The sequence below is a fragment of the Pseudomonas sp. HOU2 genome (assembly GCF_040729435.1).
Taxonomy (GTDB): domain Bacteria; phylum Pseudomonadota; class Gammaproteobacteria; order Pseudomonadales; family Pseudomonadaceae; genus Aquipseudomonas.
The window spans coordinates 3879950-3895980 of the sequence record NZ_CP160398.1 but is presented as its reverse complement, the minus strand read 5'-3'; the positions used below and the strand labels follow the sequence as shown (position 1 = coordinate 3895980).

13 protein-coding genes are annotated in these 16031 nt (G+C 60.8%); 2 read left to right on the top strand and 11 right to left on the bottom strand.

From position 1 onward, the window contains the following. Positions 1–82: 82 nt before the first annotated feature. From hldE to msbA, 4 genes are all read right to left on the bottom strand, one after another. Complete coding sequence (gene hldE, locus ABV589_RS17590; protein WP_367082768.1) at positions 83–1504, bottom strand: bifunctional D-glycero-beta-D-manno-heptose-7-phosphate kinase/D-glycero-beta-D-manno-heptose 1-phosphate adenylyltransferase HldE; 1422 nt, start codon at positions 1502–1504, stop codon at positions 83–85. A gap of 102 nt (positions 1505–1606) precedes the next feature. Beyond that, entirely contained in the window at positions 1607–2218 is a 612-nt protein-coding gene (gene cysC, locus ABV589_RS17585) for an adenylyl-sulfate kinase (protein WP_367082767.1), read from the bottom strand. Beyond that, a complete protein-coding gene (locus tag ABV589_RS17580) occupies positions 2211–2915 on the bottom strand; it encodes a sulfotransferase family 2 domain-containing protein (protein WP_367082766.1) in 705 nt (234 codons plus the stop codon). Before ABV589_RS17580 ends, cysC begins: the two co-directional genes overlap by 8 nt. Before the next feature lie 233 nt (positions 2916–3148). Continuing rightward, entirely contained in the window at positions 3149–4951 is a 1803-nt protein-coding gene (msbA, locus tag ABV589_RS17575) for a lipid A export permease/ATP-binding protein MsbA (protein ID WP_007967369.1), read from the bottom strand. Positions 4952–5104: 153 nt separating this feature from the next. Here msbA and ABV589_RS17570 point away from each other — a divergent pair, with 153 nt between their 5' ends. Both ABV589_RS17570 and ABV589_RS17565 read left to right on the top strand, forming a co-directional pair. After that, complete coding sequence (locus tag ABV589_RS17570; protein ID WP_367082764.1) at positions 5105–6967, top strand: bifunctional O-antigen ligase/aminoglycoside phosphotransferase family protein; 1863 nt, start codon at positions 5105–5107, stop codon at positions 6965–6967. Continuing rightward, positions 6967–8184, top strand: coding sequence for an acyltransferase (locus ABV589_RS17565; protein ID WP_367082762.1), 1218 nt, complete (start codon positions 6967–6969; stop codon positions 8182–8184). Before ABV589_RS17570 ends, ABV589_RS17565 begins: the two co-directional genes overlap by 1 nt. Before the next feature lie 18 nt (positions 8185–8202). On the opposite strand, the gene ABV589_RS17560 is transcribed toward ABV589_RS17565, so the two are convergent. The 7 genes from ABV589_RS17560 to ABV589_RS17530 form a co-directional block, all read right to left on the bottom strand. After that, positions 8203–9087 (bottom strand): glycosyltransferase, encoded by an 885-nt coding sequence (locus tag ABV589_RS17560; protein WP_367086213.1) that lies wholly within the window; start codon positions 9085–9087, stop codon positions 8203–8205. Between the two features lie 14 nt (positions 9088–9101). Continuing rightward, positions 9102–10256: a glycosyltransferase family 4 protein gene (locus ABV589_RS17555; RefSeq protein ID WP_367082761.1), complete on the bottom strand. Its 1155-nt coding sequence runs from the start codon at positions 10254–10256 to the stop codon at positions 9102–9104. Beyond that, positions 10253–11689, bottom strand: coding sequence for a PIG-L family deacetylase (locus ABV589_RS17550; RefSeq protein WP_367082759.1), 1437 nt, complete (start codon positions 11687–11689; stop codon positions 10253–10255). The genes ABV589_RS17555 and ABV589_RS17550 overlap by 4 nt, the downstream gene beginning before the upstream one ends. Positions 11690–11697: 8 nt before the next feature. Then, positions 11698–12594 (bottom strand): antimicrobial resistance protein Mig-14, encoded by an 897-nt coding sequence (locus ABV589_RS17545; RefSeq protein ID WP_367082758.1) that lies wholly within the window; start codon positions 12592–12594, stop codon positions 11698–11700. After that, the gene (locus ABV589_RS17540) at positions 12594–13724 is read right to left on the bottom strand and encodes a glycosyltransferase (protein ID WP_367082756.1); all 1131 of its coding nucleotides are present in this window, start codon (positions 13722–13724) and stop codon (positions 12594–12596) included. Before ABV589_RS17540 ends, ABV589_RS17545 begins: the two co-directional genes overlap by 1 nt. Next, on the bottom strand, positions 13708–15465 hold the full coding sequence (locus ABV589_RS17535; protein WP_007967355.1) for a carbamoyltransferase: 1758 nt from the start codon (positions 15463–15465) through the stop codon (positions 13708–13710). The genes ABV589_RS17540 and ABV589_RS17535 overlap by 17 nt, the downstream gene beginning before the upstream one ends. 171 nt (positions 15466–15636) lie before the next feature. Beyond that, the gene (locus ABV589_RS17530) at positions 15637–15972 is read right to left on the bottom strand and encodes a YceK/YidQ family lipoprotein (RefSeq protein ID WP_367082755.1); all 336 of its coding nucleotides are present in this window, start codon (positions 15970–15972) and stop codon (positions 15637–15639) included. Between the last annotated feature and the right edge of the window lie 59 nt (positions 15973–16031).

The following is a 16031-nucleotide window of genomic DNA, read 5'->3' as shown; positions in this document are numbered from 1 at the left end:
GCAAAAGATCGCCGCCTGCGGCAGCTCCTGCACTGGAATGCATTCCAATGTAGGAGCTGCCGCAGGCGGCGATCATTTGGCTTTATTGACCGCGGATTTTTTCCACGATCGCAGTGGTCGAGCTGTTTTCCACCAGACCCAGCACCTTCACCGTACCGCCGTAAGCCTTGACGATATCGGCACCAACAACCTGGTCGATACCGTAATCACCGCCCTTGACCAGTACGTCCGGCTTGACCTCGCGCAGCAGGTTTTCCGGGGTGCCTTCCGGGAAACTGATCACCCAGTCCACCGCACCGAGGCCGGCGAGAACCGCCATGCGTCGGTCGACACTGTTGATCGGACGTCCCGGCCCCTTCAGGCGGCTGACCGAGGCGTCATCATTGATCGCCACGATCAGACGGTCGCCCTGGGCGCGTGCCTGCTCAAGGTAGGTCACGTGCCCGGCATGCAGAATGTCGAAGCAGCCGTTGGTGAAGACGATGCGCTCGTTGTGCGCGCGAGCATCGGCGACCGCCAGTACCAGTTGCTCCAGACCCAGGACACCACGCTCTGAACCCTCTTCGCGCTGGATCGCACGGCGCAGTTCCGGAGCGCTGATCGCTGCAGTACCGAGCTTGCCGACCACGATGCCTGCCGCCAGATTGGCCAGCGCCACCGCGTGCGGCAGTTCTTCACCGGCAGCGATCGCCGCCGCCAGGGTGGAAATCACCGTGTCGCCGGCACCGGTCACGTCGAACACTTCACGGGCACGGGCCGGCAAATGCAGCGCCGGATGCTCCGGACGCAGCAGGGTCATGCCGTGTTCACCACGGGTGACCAGCAACGCGCCGAGTTCGAGATCGTGCATCAGGGCCGCGCCCTTGCTCACCAGTTCGTGCTCATCGGCGCAGCCGCCGACGATGGCTTCGAATTCGCTGAGGTTCGGCGTGATCAGACTGGCGCCACGGTAGATCGAAAAATCCTTGCCCTTGGGATCGGCCAGCACCGGAATGCCTTTGGCCCGGGCCGCCTGAATCAGCGCCTGATGGTTTTTCAGCGCGCCTTTGCCGTAGTCGGACAGCACCAGCACCTTGATCCCTTCGAGCAGATCATCGACCTGCGAGGCCAGAGCCAGCGCATCGGTGGCAAACGGTTCTTCGAAATCGATACGCAGCAATTGCTGGTGCCGGCTCATGACCCGCAGCTTGACGATGGTCGGCTGATGCGCAATGCGCTGGAACAGGGCACGCACGCCCGCGCCCTTGAGACTGTTGCTCAGGCTGTCGGCGGCTTCGTCATCACCGGTCACACCGACCAGCGACGCCGGCGCACCCAGCGCGGCAATGTTCAAGGCAACGTTGGCAGCACCGCCCGGGCGGTCTTCGATTTGCTCGACTTTTACGACCGGAACCGGTGCCTCAGGGGAAATCCGTGAGGTTCCACCATGCCAGTAACGGTCGAGCATGACATCGCCGACCACCAAGACTGGGGCTTGATCGAATCGCGGCATGGACAACTTCATGGAGCAACCCACATACAAAATGAACAGGGGCGCGATATTAACACAGGGTTGGCGCAGGCTTGAGTGCAGCCTGCAACAGGATGAAACAGTCCGTATCTTTGATCATTTTTTGAGCACCAGTGCCGCCAGTTGTCCACAGCATTCGGACAATTGCAGCGCCTCGGTGTCGATCCGCCACTCGGCTGCCAATGGTGCTTCGTAGGGGCTGTCCACGCCGGTAAAGTGCTTGATCCGACCTTCCCTTACGGCCTGATACAAGCCTTTCGGATCACGCCGGGCGCAGACTTCCAGCGAAGTACTGACGTGCACTTCAATGAAATCACCCTGGGTAAACAGCCTGCGCGCAGCGTCGCGTTCGGCGCGGAACGGCGAAATGGCCGCAACGATCACAATCAGCCCGGCGTCGACCATCAACCGTGCGACCTCGGCCATGCGCCGGATGTTTTCCCGGCGGCAGATGTCGCTCATGCCCAGGTCGCGACACAGGCCATTGCGCACATTGTCGCCATCGAGCAGAAAGGTGTGCAGACCCGACGCATGCAGGTGCAGTTCGAGGGCATTGGCCAGGGTTGACTTGCCGGCGCCGGAAAACCCGGTCAACCACAGGCAACGCGGGCGTTGCGCCTTGAGCGCGGCCCGGGCCTGGTGCGAAAGCGCCAGACCGTAAGGCCGAATGGCGAGCGTCTGTAGCGGCAGTGACAGGGACTCATTCATAACCGAGCAACTCGTAATCACGCTGATAAACCCGACGCACCAGACGCCGGGTGCGCACCGAACAGAACTCGCGCGCCGGCATCGATTGCCGTTCCCGCGAGCCGTTGACGTGAGGTAACTCGCCAGTCAGCCCCAACTGTTCGCAAACCAGACGAAAATCCCGCGTCAGGTGCTCCTGATAACCGATGAAGTCCAGCGCCAGATGCCCCAGCGAGTCCGTCAGAAAGTCGGTCTGCGCGGCAAAGTGCAATTGCCGGGCAATCGTTTCCGGATGCAGCCAGCGCGCGACAAAATCGTCGAAATCGCGGTACTGCCGCACCAGCCGTTGCGCCGGATGGTCACGGGCGCTCAACTCGTTGCCACGCAAAAAGGCGTAGGCCGAATAGGCGCGTTCCAGCGGGTTGCGGACAAAAGCGAACTTGAAAGCGTTGGCGAACTGCTCGGGGAACTGCTCTTCATACCAGTACAACGGCAAGTGCCCGGGACGCCAGCCGTCGAACAGTGCCGTGCAAACGCTGCTGCCGGCGCATTTCGGGACATGGATAAACAGGCAGGAGCGCTGCTGGAAGGGCTGGGGAAACGTCAGGTTGGCTGACATCGACTTGTTCACCACCTGCCGATCGACTACTGACAGGCGCCCGAGCAGAAAGGCCCGCTGTGGCTTGGGCAGCAGTTTCCAGAGATAGCGTTGCAGCATGAAAGCACCCGCGCGACGGGGATGGCCCCCTCGATGAAAGTCAGAGTTCGTTGAGGAACCTTAACAAGCGCGATGCCCGGATTTATTCCGGTTTGGTCAAGAAGGGTAAAGGTCTGGATACAAACGACTGTGGGAGCGAGCCTGCTCGCGATAGCGGGTGAACATTCGACACGGACGTCGTCTGTTGCAGCGCTTTCGCGAGCAGGCTCGCTCCCACAGGGCAGGGCCTGGAATCAGGCGATATTTTCGGCCGGGGCATCCAGGCCCATGGCGTTGAGGCGCGCGTAGTAACCATTTTGCGCCAGCAACTGGTCGTGGGTGCCGCGCTCGACGATACGCCCCTGATCCATGACCAGAATCAGATCGGCCTTCTCGATGGTCGACAGACGGTGAGCGATCACCAGCGTGGTACGCCCCTTCATCACCTGATCCAGTGCCGCCTGAATGTGCCGTTCGGATTCGGTGTCGAGTGCCGAGGTGGCCTCGTCGAGAATCAGCAGCGGCGCATTCTTCAGCAGCGCACGGGCAATCGCCAGACGCTGGCGCTGGCCACCGGAAAGCAATACGCCGTTCTCGCCGACCTGAGTGTCCAGGCCTTGCGGCAGTTGCGAAATGAAGTCCATCGCGTAGGCATCACGCGCGGCTTTTTCAATGTCTTCACGCGGCGCACCGGCCAGATCGCCATAAGCGATGTTGTTGGCCACGGTATCGCTGAACAACGTGACGTGTTGGGTCACCTGGGCGATGTGACGACGCAGGTTGAGCAGCTTGTACTGCTCGACTTCCACGTCGTCGATGAGAATTTCGCCCTTGTCGTGGTGATAGAAACGCGGAATCAGGTTGGCCAGCGTCGACTTGCCGCTGCCCGAACGCCCTACCAGTGCGACCATCTGCCCCGGCTGGACCGAGAAGCTGATGTCATCAAGTACCTGACGTTCGGTGCCCGGGTAGGTGAAGCTGAGGTTGCGCACATCCAGACGACCGCTCACCGCATCGCGCTCGACGGTGCCGGTATCGACTTCCGGCTCGACATCCAGTTGCTCGAAAATGCTCTCGGCACCGGCCACGCCTTTCTGAATGGTCGAGCTGACTTCGGACAATTGACGGATCGGCTTGGGCAGCAGGCCCGCCAGGGTGATGTAGGCGACCATGTCACCGGCCGAGGCGTCACCGCGCAGGTACAGCACCAGGAACATCAGCACGGCCATGGCGGTGTAGATCACCAGTTGCAGCATCGGCGTGTAGATCGCGCCGGTACGGGTCATGCGCAGTTGCTTGTCGGTGTTGCCCTGGCTGGCATCAAGGAAGCGCTTCTCTTCATAGGCCTCGCCACCGAAGCTGCGCACCACGCGATAACCCTGGATGGTTTCCGAGGCGACATGCGTGACATCGCCCATCGCCAGCTGGATCTTCTTGCTCTGCTTGCGGAATTTCTTGCTGGCGGTGCGCACCATTACGGCGATCAGCGGCAGGATCGCCACCATCACCAGGGTCAGCTTCCAGTTCATGAACAGCAACGAGGCAAACAGGAAGATCACCGTCATGCCTTCACGGATTACGACCTTGATCGCATCTGTTGCCGCCCCCGTGACCATGGTCACGTTGAAGGTGATACGCGAAATCAGATGACCGGAGTTATGCTTGTCGAAATAGCGGTTAGGCAGTACCAGCAGGTTGTTGAACAGCTGCACGCGCAAGTCATGCACCAGCCCGAGGGAAACCTTGGCCAGGAAGTAGTTGCCCAGATACGAGCCCAGCCCCTGCCACGCGGCGATCAGAATGATCAGCAACGGTACGGCCTGCAGCAGTTGCAGGTCGCGCAGGTACGGCACGGAGGGAAACAGCACCGCTTCAGGGTTGGACAGGCCATCGACAAAGTACTTGAGGATGTAGCCGAGCATTGGCTGAGTCGAGGCAAAAATCAGAAAGCCGACGATGCTGATCAGGAACAGACTGATGTACGGCCGGACATAGCCGAGCAGGCGGAAGTAGATTTTCAAGCTCGATGGGCTTGCGGCGGGACTGGAATCGGTCATATCACGCGAAAGTCGATAAAAAGGACGCTGACTTTAGCACAGCTTCTTCAGGGTTCTGGCAATCGGCGAAAGGCTGTTATTGTTATGCACCTCTTCTGCATCAAATAGCCATCACTCGAATGGTCGATCAACCTCAGGAATGAATCTCACAGCATGCAACTTCGCGGCTTCAGCAGTACGTCCAATCGGATTTTCGATTTCATTAGCCTGTGGATTCTTCCCACCGGTTATTTCCTGCTCCTGTGCGCGCTGTTCTTCTTGCCGGGTCGAAGTCTGCATCACAAGTTGTTCTATGGCCTGTTCAGCATTCCGACACTGATCGCCCTGTGCCTGCGCCCACGCGAACTCAAGGAGCTGCTGCGCGAGCCGATTTTCATCGCGGCCCTGCTGTTCGCCGCCTGGGCGTTGCTCAGCCTCGCCTGGGGGCCGGGCGGTGAGCCGCTCGGTGGAATGTTCAAGCCACCACTGCATACCTTGCTGCTGTTTGCCGGCTGCTACCTGCTGGTGCGCTACCGCAGCGACATCCTGCAACCTTTGCTGTTCGGCGCCGCATTGGTCGCTCTGATTGCTACCGGCGTTTTCCTGTTCATGTTCGCCCGGGTTTATGAGCCGGGGATGCGCCTGATCGGCGGCGGCGCCTTCGACAATCCGCTGCTCAGCTCGCACCTGTTCGGGTTCTTCAGTGCCTACTGGCTGAGCGTGACCATGACCTGCAAGCGTCGCCAGATGATGTGGCTCAGCGTGCCGGCGATGGCAATCATGTTCATGGCCGTGATCGGCACCGGTTCCCGGACACCGCTGGTGGCACTGACCATGGCTGCGATATGGCTGTGCTTCATTTGCTGGAACCGGCGCTCGGTGGGGTTACTGATCGCGCTGTCCCTGAGCGGCGTAACAGTCATTGCCCTGTTTTCGCAGATGATCACCGAACGTGGCGACTCCTATCGCCTGGAAATCTGGCAGAAGGTACTGCACATGATTGCCGATCATCCATGGATCGGTCATGGCTACAGCGCCACCCTTGCCGTGGACCCCGGTAATGGCGTCAGCTTTCAGGAACCGCACAGCTTTATCCTGGGCGTGCTGTATTACGTCGGCATCATCGGCTTGCTGCCCTGGTTGTTCTTCCTGCTGTGGGGCCTGCTGAGCAGTTGGCGTCAGCGTGTGCAGCCACTGCTGATCATTGCCTCGACCTGGCTGGTATTCGGTATCGGGGCCGGGCTGACCGAAGGCGGCGGAATCATCTCGCGGCCCAAGGAGCACTGGTTCCTGTTGTGGATCCCGCTGGCACTGATCGCAGCGTTGAGCATCAATCAACGCGCGCGGCGCCTGTTGACCCAGCCGGTGCAAAAGCTGGCGACCGCTGACCTGGAGCACATGAGCAGCGCGGCCCAGATCATTGAAGAAGACGGCCTCGGCCCGAAAGTCTTGCGCCTGACCGACGGCAGCTTCCTCAAGCTGTTCCGCCGTCGCCGCTGGTACACCTCCGGCAGCTTCAATCCCTACTCCGAACGTTTCGCGGTCAACAGCGAACAGCTGCGCCAGATGGGCATTCCGACCCCGCAAATATTGAATCTTTACCGTCTCGACGATGGCAGCAGCGCCGTGCATTACGCACCGCTACCGGGGCACACGCTGCGTCAGGTGCTGCAAAGCATTACTGCCCCGGCAGTGCGCCAGGCGCTGGTGGAGCGTTTCGGCAAATTCATGGCGCAACTGCACGAGAAAGGCGTTTATTTCCGCTCGCTGCACCTGGGTAACGTACTGGTACTGGAAGACGGCGAGTTCGGTTTGATCGATCTCGCCGACCTGCGTATCTACCCTACCCCGCTCAGTCTTTCCCTGCGCCAACGCAATTTGCGTCATATGCAACGTTACACTGTCGACAAACGCTGGCTGTTCGAGGATCACCTCGATGCGTTGCTTCAGGGATACGCCGTGACGGCGTCCAAATCCGCGGTTGAAAATCTGCACAGGCAAGTGCTGGCCGGCAACGCCCCGGCCCGGGTTCAATGATGAACGAAACCAATCCTCTATTTGCACTGGCCGCCTATCTGCTGGCCATCGTGACTTCGGCCCTGCTGTTGCGCGCGGTACCGAAAATAGCCCGGTATCTGCAGCATTCCGGTGAAAGCCGCTATGCCAGCATCGACGGCCTGCGCGGCTATCTGGCGTTTGGCGTATTCGTGCACCACTCGATCATCACCTGGATTTTCCTGCGCACCGGTGTGATCGATTTCCCCCCGAGCAATTTCTATTCGATGCTCGGTCAGGGCAGCGTGGCGCTGTTCTTCATGATCACCGGATTTCTGTTCTGGAGCCGCTTGCTCGCGCAAGGCCGCAACCACGACTGGCTGGCGTTCGGCGTATCACGGGTTTTCCGCCTGTATCCGCTGTACCTGCCGTTGATGGTGCTGGTGTTCGTGTCGGTCTTCCACTTGCAGGACTGGCAACTGAAAGAACCCGGTCTGGAACTGTTCAAGCAGGTTCTCGCCTGGCTGACGTTCGACCGGCCGGACATCAACCAGTACCGTCACTCCGGCATGCTGATATCCAACGTCACGTGGACGCTGGCCTATGAGGTGTTTTTCTATCTGGCGCTGCCACTCGCCGGACTGGTGTTCATCTACCGCGGCAGCTGGTTGCAGGTGGTGCTGTGCCTGATCGGCATCTACGCGCTGTACCAGGTCATCGGCTGGGAGCATTCACTGAAAAAACACTTTCTGGCGAGTTTCCTCGGTGGCATCGCTGCCGCCTACTGGATTCGCCGACCGGCGCTCGTGGCGTGGAGCCAGTCGCGTCTGGCGAGCATCATCGCCGTGCTCGCGCTAGTGATTGCATTCACCGCGTTCAGTCGGGCATTCAAGACTGCACCGCTGTTTCTGCTGGGACTGTTTTTCGTGATCGTGGCGTCCGGCAATAATCTGTTCGGCGCGCTGAAACCACGCAGTATTCGCTGGCTCGGCGAGATCAGCTACAGCACCTACCTACTGCACGGTTTCGTGCTGTGGCTGATGGTGCAACGGCTGCCGCTGCTGCTGGATATCGATGCGCGGGAAACGGCGGTGTACCTGCCCTTGGTGGCCGTCTGCACGTGCTTGCTGATTCTGATCAGCAGCGCGACGTTTCTCTATATCGAGCAGCCGGGCATGGCTGCCGGCAAGAAGGTTGTGCATTGGCTGCGCCAGCGTCAGAAGGGCGAAAAGCGCCTGCCGGAGAAGGTCGCTCGCTGAGCGCGAGCGACTGTCGGCTCAGTCCTTTTCCAGTGGGGAAAAGAGCAAACGCCCCAGTCCGCGCCAGGTCTTCTTGTTCCAGGCCTTGAACGGGATCTGCGCCAGCAGCTCCCTTGCCAGCTTGCGATTGCGGTTGGCGGTCTTGAGGAACATTGAGTTCAGCGCCTTGAAGCGCACTTCGTCGTACAGCGGATGATCGCTGAACAGCGCATAGGTGCGCAGGATGTTCTCGATCATGAAGCGGTGATTCTTGTACGAGTTGGTGGCGTGCTTGCGGTAGCGCGCCATCACCATGTTCAAACCGTCGATGAAGTAGCCAGCACGGGTCACCTTGAGCTCGATGTACAGGTCTTCAAGACGAATCGTCGGATCGAACCCTCCCACCTTCTCCAGCGCCTCGCGACGAATCATCAGCGTCGGCGCCGGCGGATACGGCTTGCGCTCGAGGAACATGTCGTCGAAATCCAGACGACGGAACGGCACGTCGCGGCGCTGACGTTTCTCCGGGTAAAGACTGCCGTCGGCGTGCATCAGCTCGATATTGCCGGCACAGATCCCGACTTCAGGCTTGCCGTCCATATACGCCACCTGGGTGGCAATACGTTCGGGATACATGATGTCGTCGGAGCCGAACGGCACAATCAGGCTGCCCTTCGAACGGGCGATAGCGCCGTTGAGGGTATTGGTCAGGCCCTGATTCTGCTGCACACGGAAATCGAAGCCGTACTGCGCCTGCAGCGCGTTGATGCGCTCGACGCTGTCGTCCTTCGAACCGTCATCGACCACCAGCAACTCGATGTTCTTGTAGCTCTGGTTGAGGACGCTGAGGATGCTTTCCTCAATGTACGGGCCGTGGTTGTACGAGGCGATGATGACGGTGACGAGGGCGTTGGCTTCGCTCACGGCTTTCTCTTCGCTCACGGCTGCTCCTTGCGGGCCTGCTCCAGGCCAGAGTCGATCAGGTCCAGGTATTCCTGACGGAACACCTCGATGTCGTGCTGTTCCTGCAGATAGCGATACGCCTGCTCGCCCTTGGCCTTGAGTTCGTCGTCCGACAGCGCGAGATAGTTATCCAGCGCGGCGACCAGACTCGGCACGTCCTTGGGCGTGATCGCCAAACCACCGGCACCTTCGATCAGCGGCAACATCGCCGGCACGTTCGAAGCGATCACCGGCAGGTGTCCGCTCATGCCTTCGAGCAAGGCCAGGCCCAGGCCTTCGGCCAGCGATGGCATGGTCCAGATGTCGAACGCACGCACGTACTGCAGCGCGTTTTCCTTGAAACCCAGCAGGTGCGCACGGCCGCTCAAACCCAGTTGCTCGATCTCGGCTGCCAGCGGCGCCTGTAAACGCCCGGCGCCAATGATCGCCAACTGCGTATTCGGGTACTTGTCCTTGAGTTGGGCGAAAGCCTGCAACAGGTAGGTGTGGCCCTTGACCGACACCAATCGCCCCAGCGCACCAATCAAGCGCACATGCGGATCGATGCCCAGCAGCTCACGCGCTTTCTCACGACTGTGCTGCAAGCCTTCCGCCTGCTCGATATCGATGGCATTGGTAATGGCATAGGTGTTCTGGTCGGTGAAGCCGCAATTGCAATCGAGCAAGTATTGTTTGACCGCTGGCGACACACCGACGAAGCGCCAGTGCCGATCGATCAGACGCTGGGTCTGACGACGGCGGTAGAAGCGATCGTACTCACCGAAACCGTGGGAGATGCCAATGCACAGCGGCACCTTCAACCAGCGGTTGAGCGCCAGCATCATGTTCACCGGTTTGAAGCGGTTGCAGATCACCACGTCGAACTTTTCCCGGCGGCAGAACTTGTACAGCTGCCACATCGCCCGCAGGCGCATACCCTTGAGCGACTTGTCGGAAAACTCGAAGTACACCGAATGGTCGGCCCGGCTTACCGGCTCGCCCGGCCCCGGTTTGCCGCGCAGGAAAGCCGCGGTGATCTCATAGCGATCGCTCGGCAGCGCCTTGACGATCTGCTCGGCGAGGTCGGCAAAGTCATGGGCTTTGACGTTGTAGTCGGGTTGCAGCTGCAACACCTTGGACCGTTGACTCATGACTCTCCCCGCTGGACGCCTGTCTCACCGTGCTTCAGTAGCCAGAACAACTCCTGGCGCCTGACCGCTTTTCGAAAAAATTCGTTTTCGCCGTACACCGACGCGGCCCGCCCGGCGAGCACACGCTGAATAACCCGACGCAGTCGACGCTTGAACGGAGCCGGCGGCTGCAGGTCATGCATCATGCCCAGCGCCATGGCCTTGTCCCGTTGCAACTCGATGGACAGCGGCAGGCACAACGGCTGCATCGGCACCGCCGCATCGAAGGCCGGTGGCAAGGCAATGCCCTGCCCGGTGTTACCCATCGGCCAGCGGTCGTTGTCATGCAAATGGTTGGCATAACCGAGCAGCGTCGGCTGCCAGTCGAGACCCTGGAGCGCCTGCAAAACCGCTTGCTGGGCGCAGATATGGTCAGGGTGCGGATCGAGGGTCGGATGCGGCAGCACGATCACGTCAGGACGGGCGCGCAACAGCACCTCACGCAGGTCGGCCAGCAGGTTGTTCCAGGTCGGCGCACCATCGGCATCGCCCGGCAGAGTGAACGGATTCAACTGACGAAACAGGCGCGTGTCGTTCAGGTCGGCTTCGCGCGAGCCCACCGCCTGATTCGGCGCGGCCTGCATCGCCGCCAGTTGCAGGCAGAAGTAACCGAGTTGCACGCAGTGTTCCTGCGGCACACCGGCCCAACGCGGCACGGCGAGGCTGTCCCAGGCACGCAGACGGCCTTTGAGCCGCGCCGCCTCGACCTTGTTCATGCCCATCTGCTGATAGTGTTCGGCTTCAATCTCACCCGCAGTCAGGGTGACGATCCAGGCGTCATCGGCCTGACTGTACAAGCCATACGCCGCCAGTTCGGCATCGTCGGCGTGCGGTGCAATCACCAGCACCCGCTGACGGCGGTAGTCCGGTTGCTCGAGTGCCCACAGCAGCGGCTCGCCGGAGACTCGGCAGAAGCGTCCGCGCAAGCGCAACTGGCCTTGCGACAGAGCTTGCGCCTGACCGCTGAGGTTCAGGTAACGCAGGCCACTGACCCCGCGCTCGAAGGTTTGCGCATCCGGATGCGCCCCGCCGAGCAGTTCGACGCGCGGATCGAAAAAGCGTCCCAGCCAAGTGCTTTTGACTTTTACCGCGAGGATCAACGTCGCTTCGTCGACCAGCATCACGCCGTCATCCAGACGCAATTGCTCGCCGCTCAAATGCACCTTCGGCTGCGGTGTAAACGGTGGAAAACTGTACTGGTAATCGTCTTTCGGCGAATAGAACAAATGATCGGCAAACCACGCCTCGTGGGCGACCCAGCCGACCAGCGCGAGCACCAGCGGTAACCACCACGCCACCAGCACCCCAAGCGCGATCAACACGATCAGGGCGATCAGCAAGGTGATGCGTTTATTGCGACGATGACGCTTGAGCAGTTGCTGTTTGCGGCTCATGGGCTGACTCATACGGTGAACACCGGCACAGGATTGCACCAGCGATCCTTGTATTCACGGTCGGCGCGACCGAAGGAAAACCGCAGCGGCTTGTTCAGCGCCCGCGCATGCTCCCAGGCGCTTTGCGTATTGAGAAAGCTCAACACGCTACCGGGGCTGAATTCGCGGGTTTCGGGATCGACGCCGCCGTTGATGTACTCGACGCTGATCCACTCCGGCGCTTCGACGCGGTACACCAACTGGATGGCGATCGGCGCGTCGTTGAGGAAGATCACCGAGCCGATCAGCAGTTCGCGCAGCAGCTCGATGACTTCGGCCATGCGCGCCGCGCCGGTGGCCGGGAAGCCCCAGCGGCGCTGGAACAGATCACAGTAGATCGCCGCCAGTTCGGCGCTGGAGAACTCGCCGACTGCACGCACCACGCCACCCGCCTCTTCCAGCAGGCGCAATTCGCGGCGCTGGTTATAGCGAAACTTCTTCGACAGCTCTTCGGGGGTGCGGGCCATGGCCAGTTGTTCGGTCTGCAACTTGAGGCCGCTGAAGCGGTTTTCGTTGAGCGCCGACAGATAGCGTGCGCGATGACGCAGCGGGGCCTGGGCATCGGCGGCGGCCGGCAGGATCAGCTCGGCATTGCCGAGGTCGAACAGGCCTTTCTTGCCATTGCGCTTGAGCACGTCTTTGGACAATGCCAGATCGCGGCCCCAGGTCGGGATCGCCGCTTTGACTTCGCCGTCCTGTTCCCATGCCAGATAACGCACCGGGATGCCGGCCAGATCCGCCAGACGTTCGACCACCATCGGATGCGTCGCGACGCTGCCGCCAAAACGCTGCCAGGCGGTGGCATAGGTGGAGGCGTCAACGGGCGACCAGCCACGTTCGCGCCAGCCTTGAAATCGGTTGAGCATCAGCCCCTCGGTGCCAGTTCGGTAACTTGCGGCAGACGCCAGAAGGTGTCGCGCACCGCACGGTCGGAGAAACGCTCACGCAGGCGATCGAGCATCAGCTCGGCGCACTGCCGGCGTTGCTGATCATCCATACCGGCCAAATGTTGCAGGCCTTGTGCAAGGTGTTCGGCATCGCCCAGCGGGAACAGAATGCCCACGCCTTCGACCACTTCCTTGGCCCCGCCACAGGCCGTGGCGAGCAACGGCACGCCGGCGGCCATGGCCTCCAGCAATACCATGCCGAACGGTTCGTGATCAGAGCTCAGGGCAAACACATCGAAGGCGCGGAAGTAGTTGCGCGCGTCCGGTACCTGACCGAGAAACAGCACCCGGTCACCGATACCCAGTTCCCGGGCCAGCTCCTTGAGGTCCTGCTCCAGACGGCCCTTGCCGAGAATCACCAGTTGGCTGCTGCCCGGCAAACCCGGCAACGCCGCGGCGAAACCGTGCAGCAAGGTGGCCTGATCCTTGTCCGGGTGCAGCCGTCCGACGTTGCCGACTATGAACGCATCCGCCGCCAGACCGAGGGTCTCGCGGGCTTCGCGGGCCGACACCTGACTGGCCTGCAAGGCCGGCACATCGATGCGGTTGTACAAGGTCTGGATGCGGGTCGACGGCCATTTCGGCAGACAGCGCCGCATGTCGTCGCGCACGGCATCGGAGACGCCGAGCAGACTCAGACGCTTGCGGAAAATGTGCGCGAACAGCTTGCGCGTGCCGCGTTTGTAATCGTCAAACGCGTGGTGCACGCCAATCACCGGCAGTGACGTGCCGAGCAAGGCGATGTAGATCGGCTTGAATCGATGGGCGATGCAGAAACTGAAATTGCGTGAAGCGGCGATCTTGCGCAGATCGCCGATGGCGCCCAGCTTCAGGCCACGAATGGCCTTGGAGCTGTATTCCATGAACAACACTTCATCGGAAGCACACGCTGCGGCCACCTCGCTGTCGGCGGCCCCGGTCAGAAAGACCGTGGTCACCCGATAACCGGTGCCCGCGAACAGGCTGGCGTACTGCCGTGCGCAGTCGAGGAACGGCCCGTCATAGCCGTGACAGAACTGCAGCACATGGCGTTCAGCCGAGCGAGTCATAAGCGTTTGCGCCCTCTTTGACCACCAGAATGTCTTCCATGATCAGGTACTGCAGATCGGAGCCGAAGAACATGTTCAGGGCGTCGGTCGGCGAGCAGATCATCGGTTCACCACGACGGTTCAGCGAGGTGTTCAGCGACACGCCGTTGCCGGTGAGGTTTTCCAGCGCCTTCATCATGTCGTAGTAGCGCGGGTTGTATTCGCGCTTCAGGACCTGGGCGCGGGATGTACCGTCTTCGTGAACGACTTCCGGCACGCGGGTCTTCCACTCTTCCGCCACTTCGAAGGTGAAGGTCATGAACGGCGCCGGGTGATCGATCTTGATCATCTGCGGTGCAACGGTGTCGAGCATCGACGGGCAGAAAGGCCTCCAGCGCTCGCGGAACTTGATCTGGTGGTTGATGCGGTCAGCCACACCGGCCACGCTCGGGCAACCGATGATCGAACGACCGCCCAGTGCACGCGGACCGAACTCCATGCGGCCCTGGAACCAGGCCACCGGGTTGCCATCGACCATGATTTTGGCGATCTGCTCCGGCATGTTGTCGAGCTTGCGCCAGGTCGGCTTGTTCTCGTGACGGGCGCACGCGGCGATCACGTCTTCGTTGCTGTACGACGGGCCGAGGTAGACGTGTTCCATCTTCTCGACCGGCACGCCACGGGCGTGGGACACATAGGCTGCTGCGCCGACCGCGGTGCCGGCATCGCCGGACGCAGGCTGGACGAACAGTTCCTTGATGTCATCGCGGGCGATGATTTTCTGGTTCAGCTTGACGTTCAACGCGCAGCCACCGGCGAAGGCCAGCTTGCCGGTTTCCTTGAGCACGTCGCCCAGGTAGTAATCGATCATCTGCAGCGCCAGTTTCTCGAACAGCGCTTGCATGCTCGCGGCGTAGTGGATGTACGGTTCGTCGGCGATGTCGCCTTCGCGCTTCGGACCCAGCCACTCGATCAGCTTTGGCGAGAAGTAGAAGCCTTTGCCCTTCTCTTTGTAGCGACGCAGGCCGATCACGTTGGCGTAGTCAGTGTTGATCACCAGCTCGCCGTTCTCGAACGAGGCCAGACGCGAGAAATCGTATTTGCTGGCGTCGCCGTACGGCGCCATGCCCATGACCTTGAACTCACCGTCGAGCATCTCGAAACCGAGGAACTCGGTAATCGCGCCGTACAGGCCGCCGAGGGAGTCCGGATCGAAGAATTCCTTGATCTTGTGGATCTTGCCGTTTTCGCCATAACCGAAGAAAGTCGTGGCGTACTCGCCCTTGCCGTCGATGCCGAGGATCGCGGTTTTCTCTTTGAAACCCGAGCAGTGGTAGGCGCTGGAGGCGTGAGCGAGGTGGTGCTCGACCGGCTCGATCTTGATCTTCTTCGGATCAAAACCCAGTTGCTCCAGGCACCAGACGATCTTGTTGCGATAGCGCTTGTAGCGACGGTTGCCCATCAGGATCGCATCGAGGGCGCGATCCGGTGCGTACCAGTAACGCTTGGCATAGTGCCAGCGGGCCTTGCCGAACAGGCTGATCGGGGCGAACGGAATCGCCACCACGTCAACGTCGGACGGCTTGATACCGGCCTGTTCCAGGCAGAACTTCGCCGATTCGTAGGGCATGCGGTTCTTTGCATGCTTATCGCGGACGAAGCGCTCTTCTTCAGCCGCCGCCACCAGCTTGCCGTCGATGTACAAGGCGGCTGAAGGGTCATGGCTAAGGGCGCCGGACAGGCCAAGAATCGTCAATGCCACAGGGTCTAGCCTCTTTAGTCTGCATTCAGGCGCGATGCGCCTCGAAAATTGATGTGCCCTCGCACCGGGCGAGAGACAGCTAAAGGGCGGGATTATAGCGTAAACGTGGCGGGAATGACCCTGTGCGAATTGCCCCAGGTGAATCGGCCCGGTGAAACCTAGCTTTCACCCTCAATAACCGCCCGCGCGCCAATAGATACCGAGATTGCCGTGACTGGCTTGGCGGTAAATCGTATACGGCAACATCACCGTATCCAGCACCCCGGACAACGGCAGGTCCAGCAGCACGAACGGCAGCAGCACGCCGGTAGGGTCAGGTGGGGCATTCAGTACGCAGAAATCGAACGCCAACCCGCTGTAGATCCGTGGAATCGATTGGCAGTAGGTTTTCTGTTTGCGCATGTCGCGGGCGACATCGGCGTCCATTTGCATTACCGAAGCGGCGGTGCCGCAGCCGGATAAAAGCCAGGCGCAGGTGCTGAGTGTTACGGCGTTTTTGATGGTCAAGTCTTGCCCTCCAAAGTGGTCAGGGCAAGCTAGCACCGGGGCTGGAGCGGGCACAGTTC

Coding starts and splice junctions, on each gene's coding strand:
- hldE (WP_367082768.1), bottom strand. CDS start 1,504: ATGAAGTTGTCCATGCCGCGATTCGATCAAGCCCCAGTCTTGGTGGTC.
- cysC (WP_367082767.1), bottom strand. CDS start 2,218: ATGAATGAGTCCCTGTCACTGCCGCTACAGACGCTCGCCATTCGGCCT.
- ABV589_RS17580 (WP_367082766.1), bottom strand. CDS start 2,915: ATGCTGCAACGCTATCTCTGGAAACTGCTGCCCAAGCCACAGCGGGCC.
- msbA (WP_007967369.1), bottom strand. CDS start 4,951: ATGACCGATTCCAGTCCCGCCGCAAGCCCATCGAGCTTGAAAATCTAC.
- ABV589_RS17570 (WP_367082764.1), top strand. CDS start 5,105: ATGCAACTTCGCGGCTTCAGCAGTACGTCCAATCGGATTTTCGATTTC.
- ABV589_RS17565 (WP_367082762.1), top strand. CDS start 6,967: ATGAACGAAACCAATCCTCTATTTGCACTGGCCGCCTATCTGCTGGCC.
- ABV589_RS17555 (WP_367082761.1), bottom strand. CDS start 10,256: ATGAGTCAACGGTCCAAGGTGTTGCAGCTGCAACCCGACTACAACGTC.
- ABV589_RS17550 (WP_367082759.1), bottom strand. CDS start 11,689: ATGAGCCGCAAACAGCAACTGCTCAAGCGTCATCGTCGCAATAAACGC.
- ABV589_RS17545 (WP_367082758.1), bottom strand. CDS start 12,594: ATGCTCAACCGATTTCAAGGCTGGCGCGAACGTGGCTGGTCGCCCGTT.
- ABV589_RS17540 (WP_367082756.1), bottom strand. CDS start 13,724: ATGACTCGCTCGGCTGAACGCCATGTGCTGCAGTTCTGTCACGGCTAT.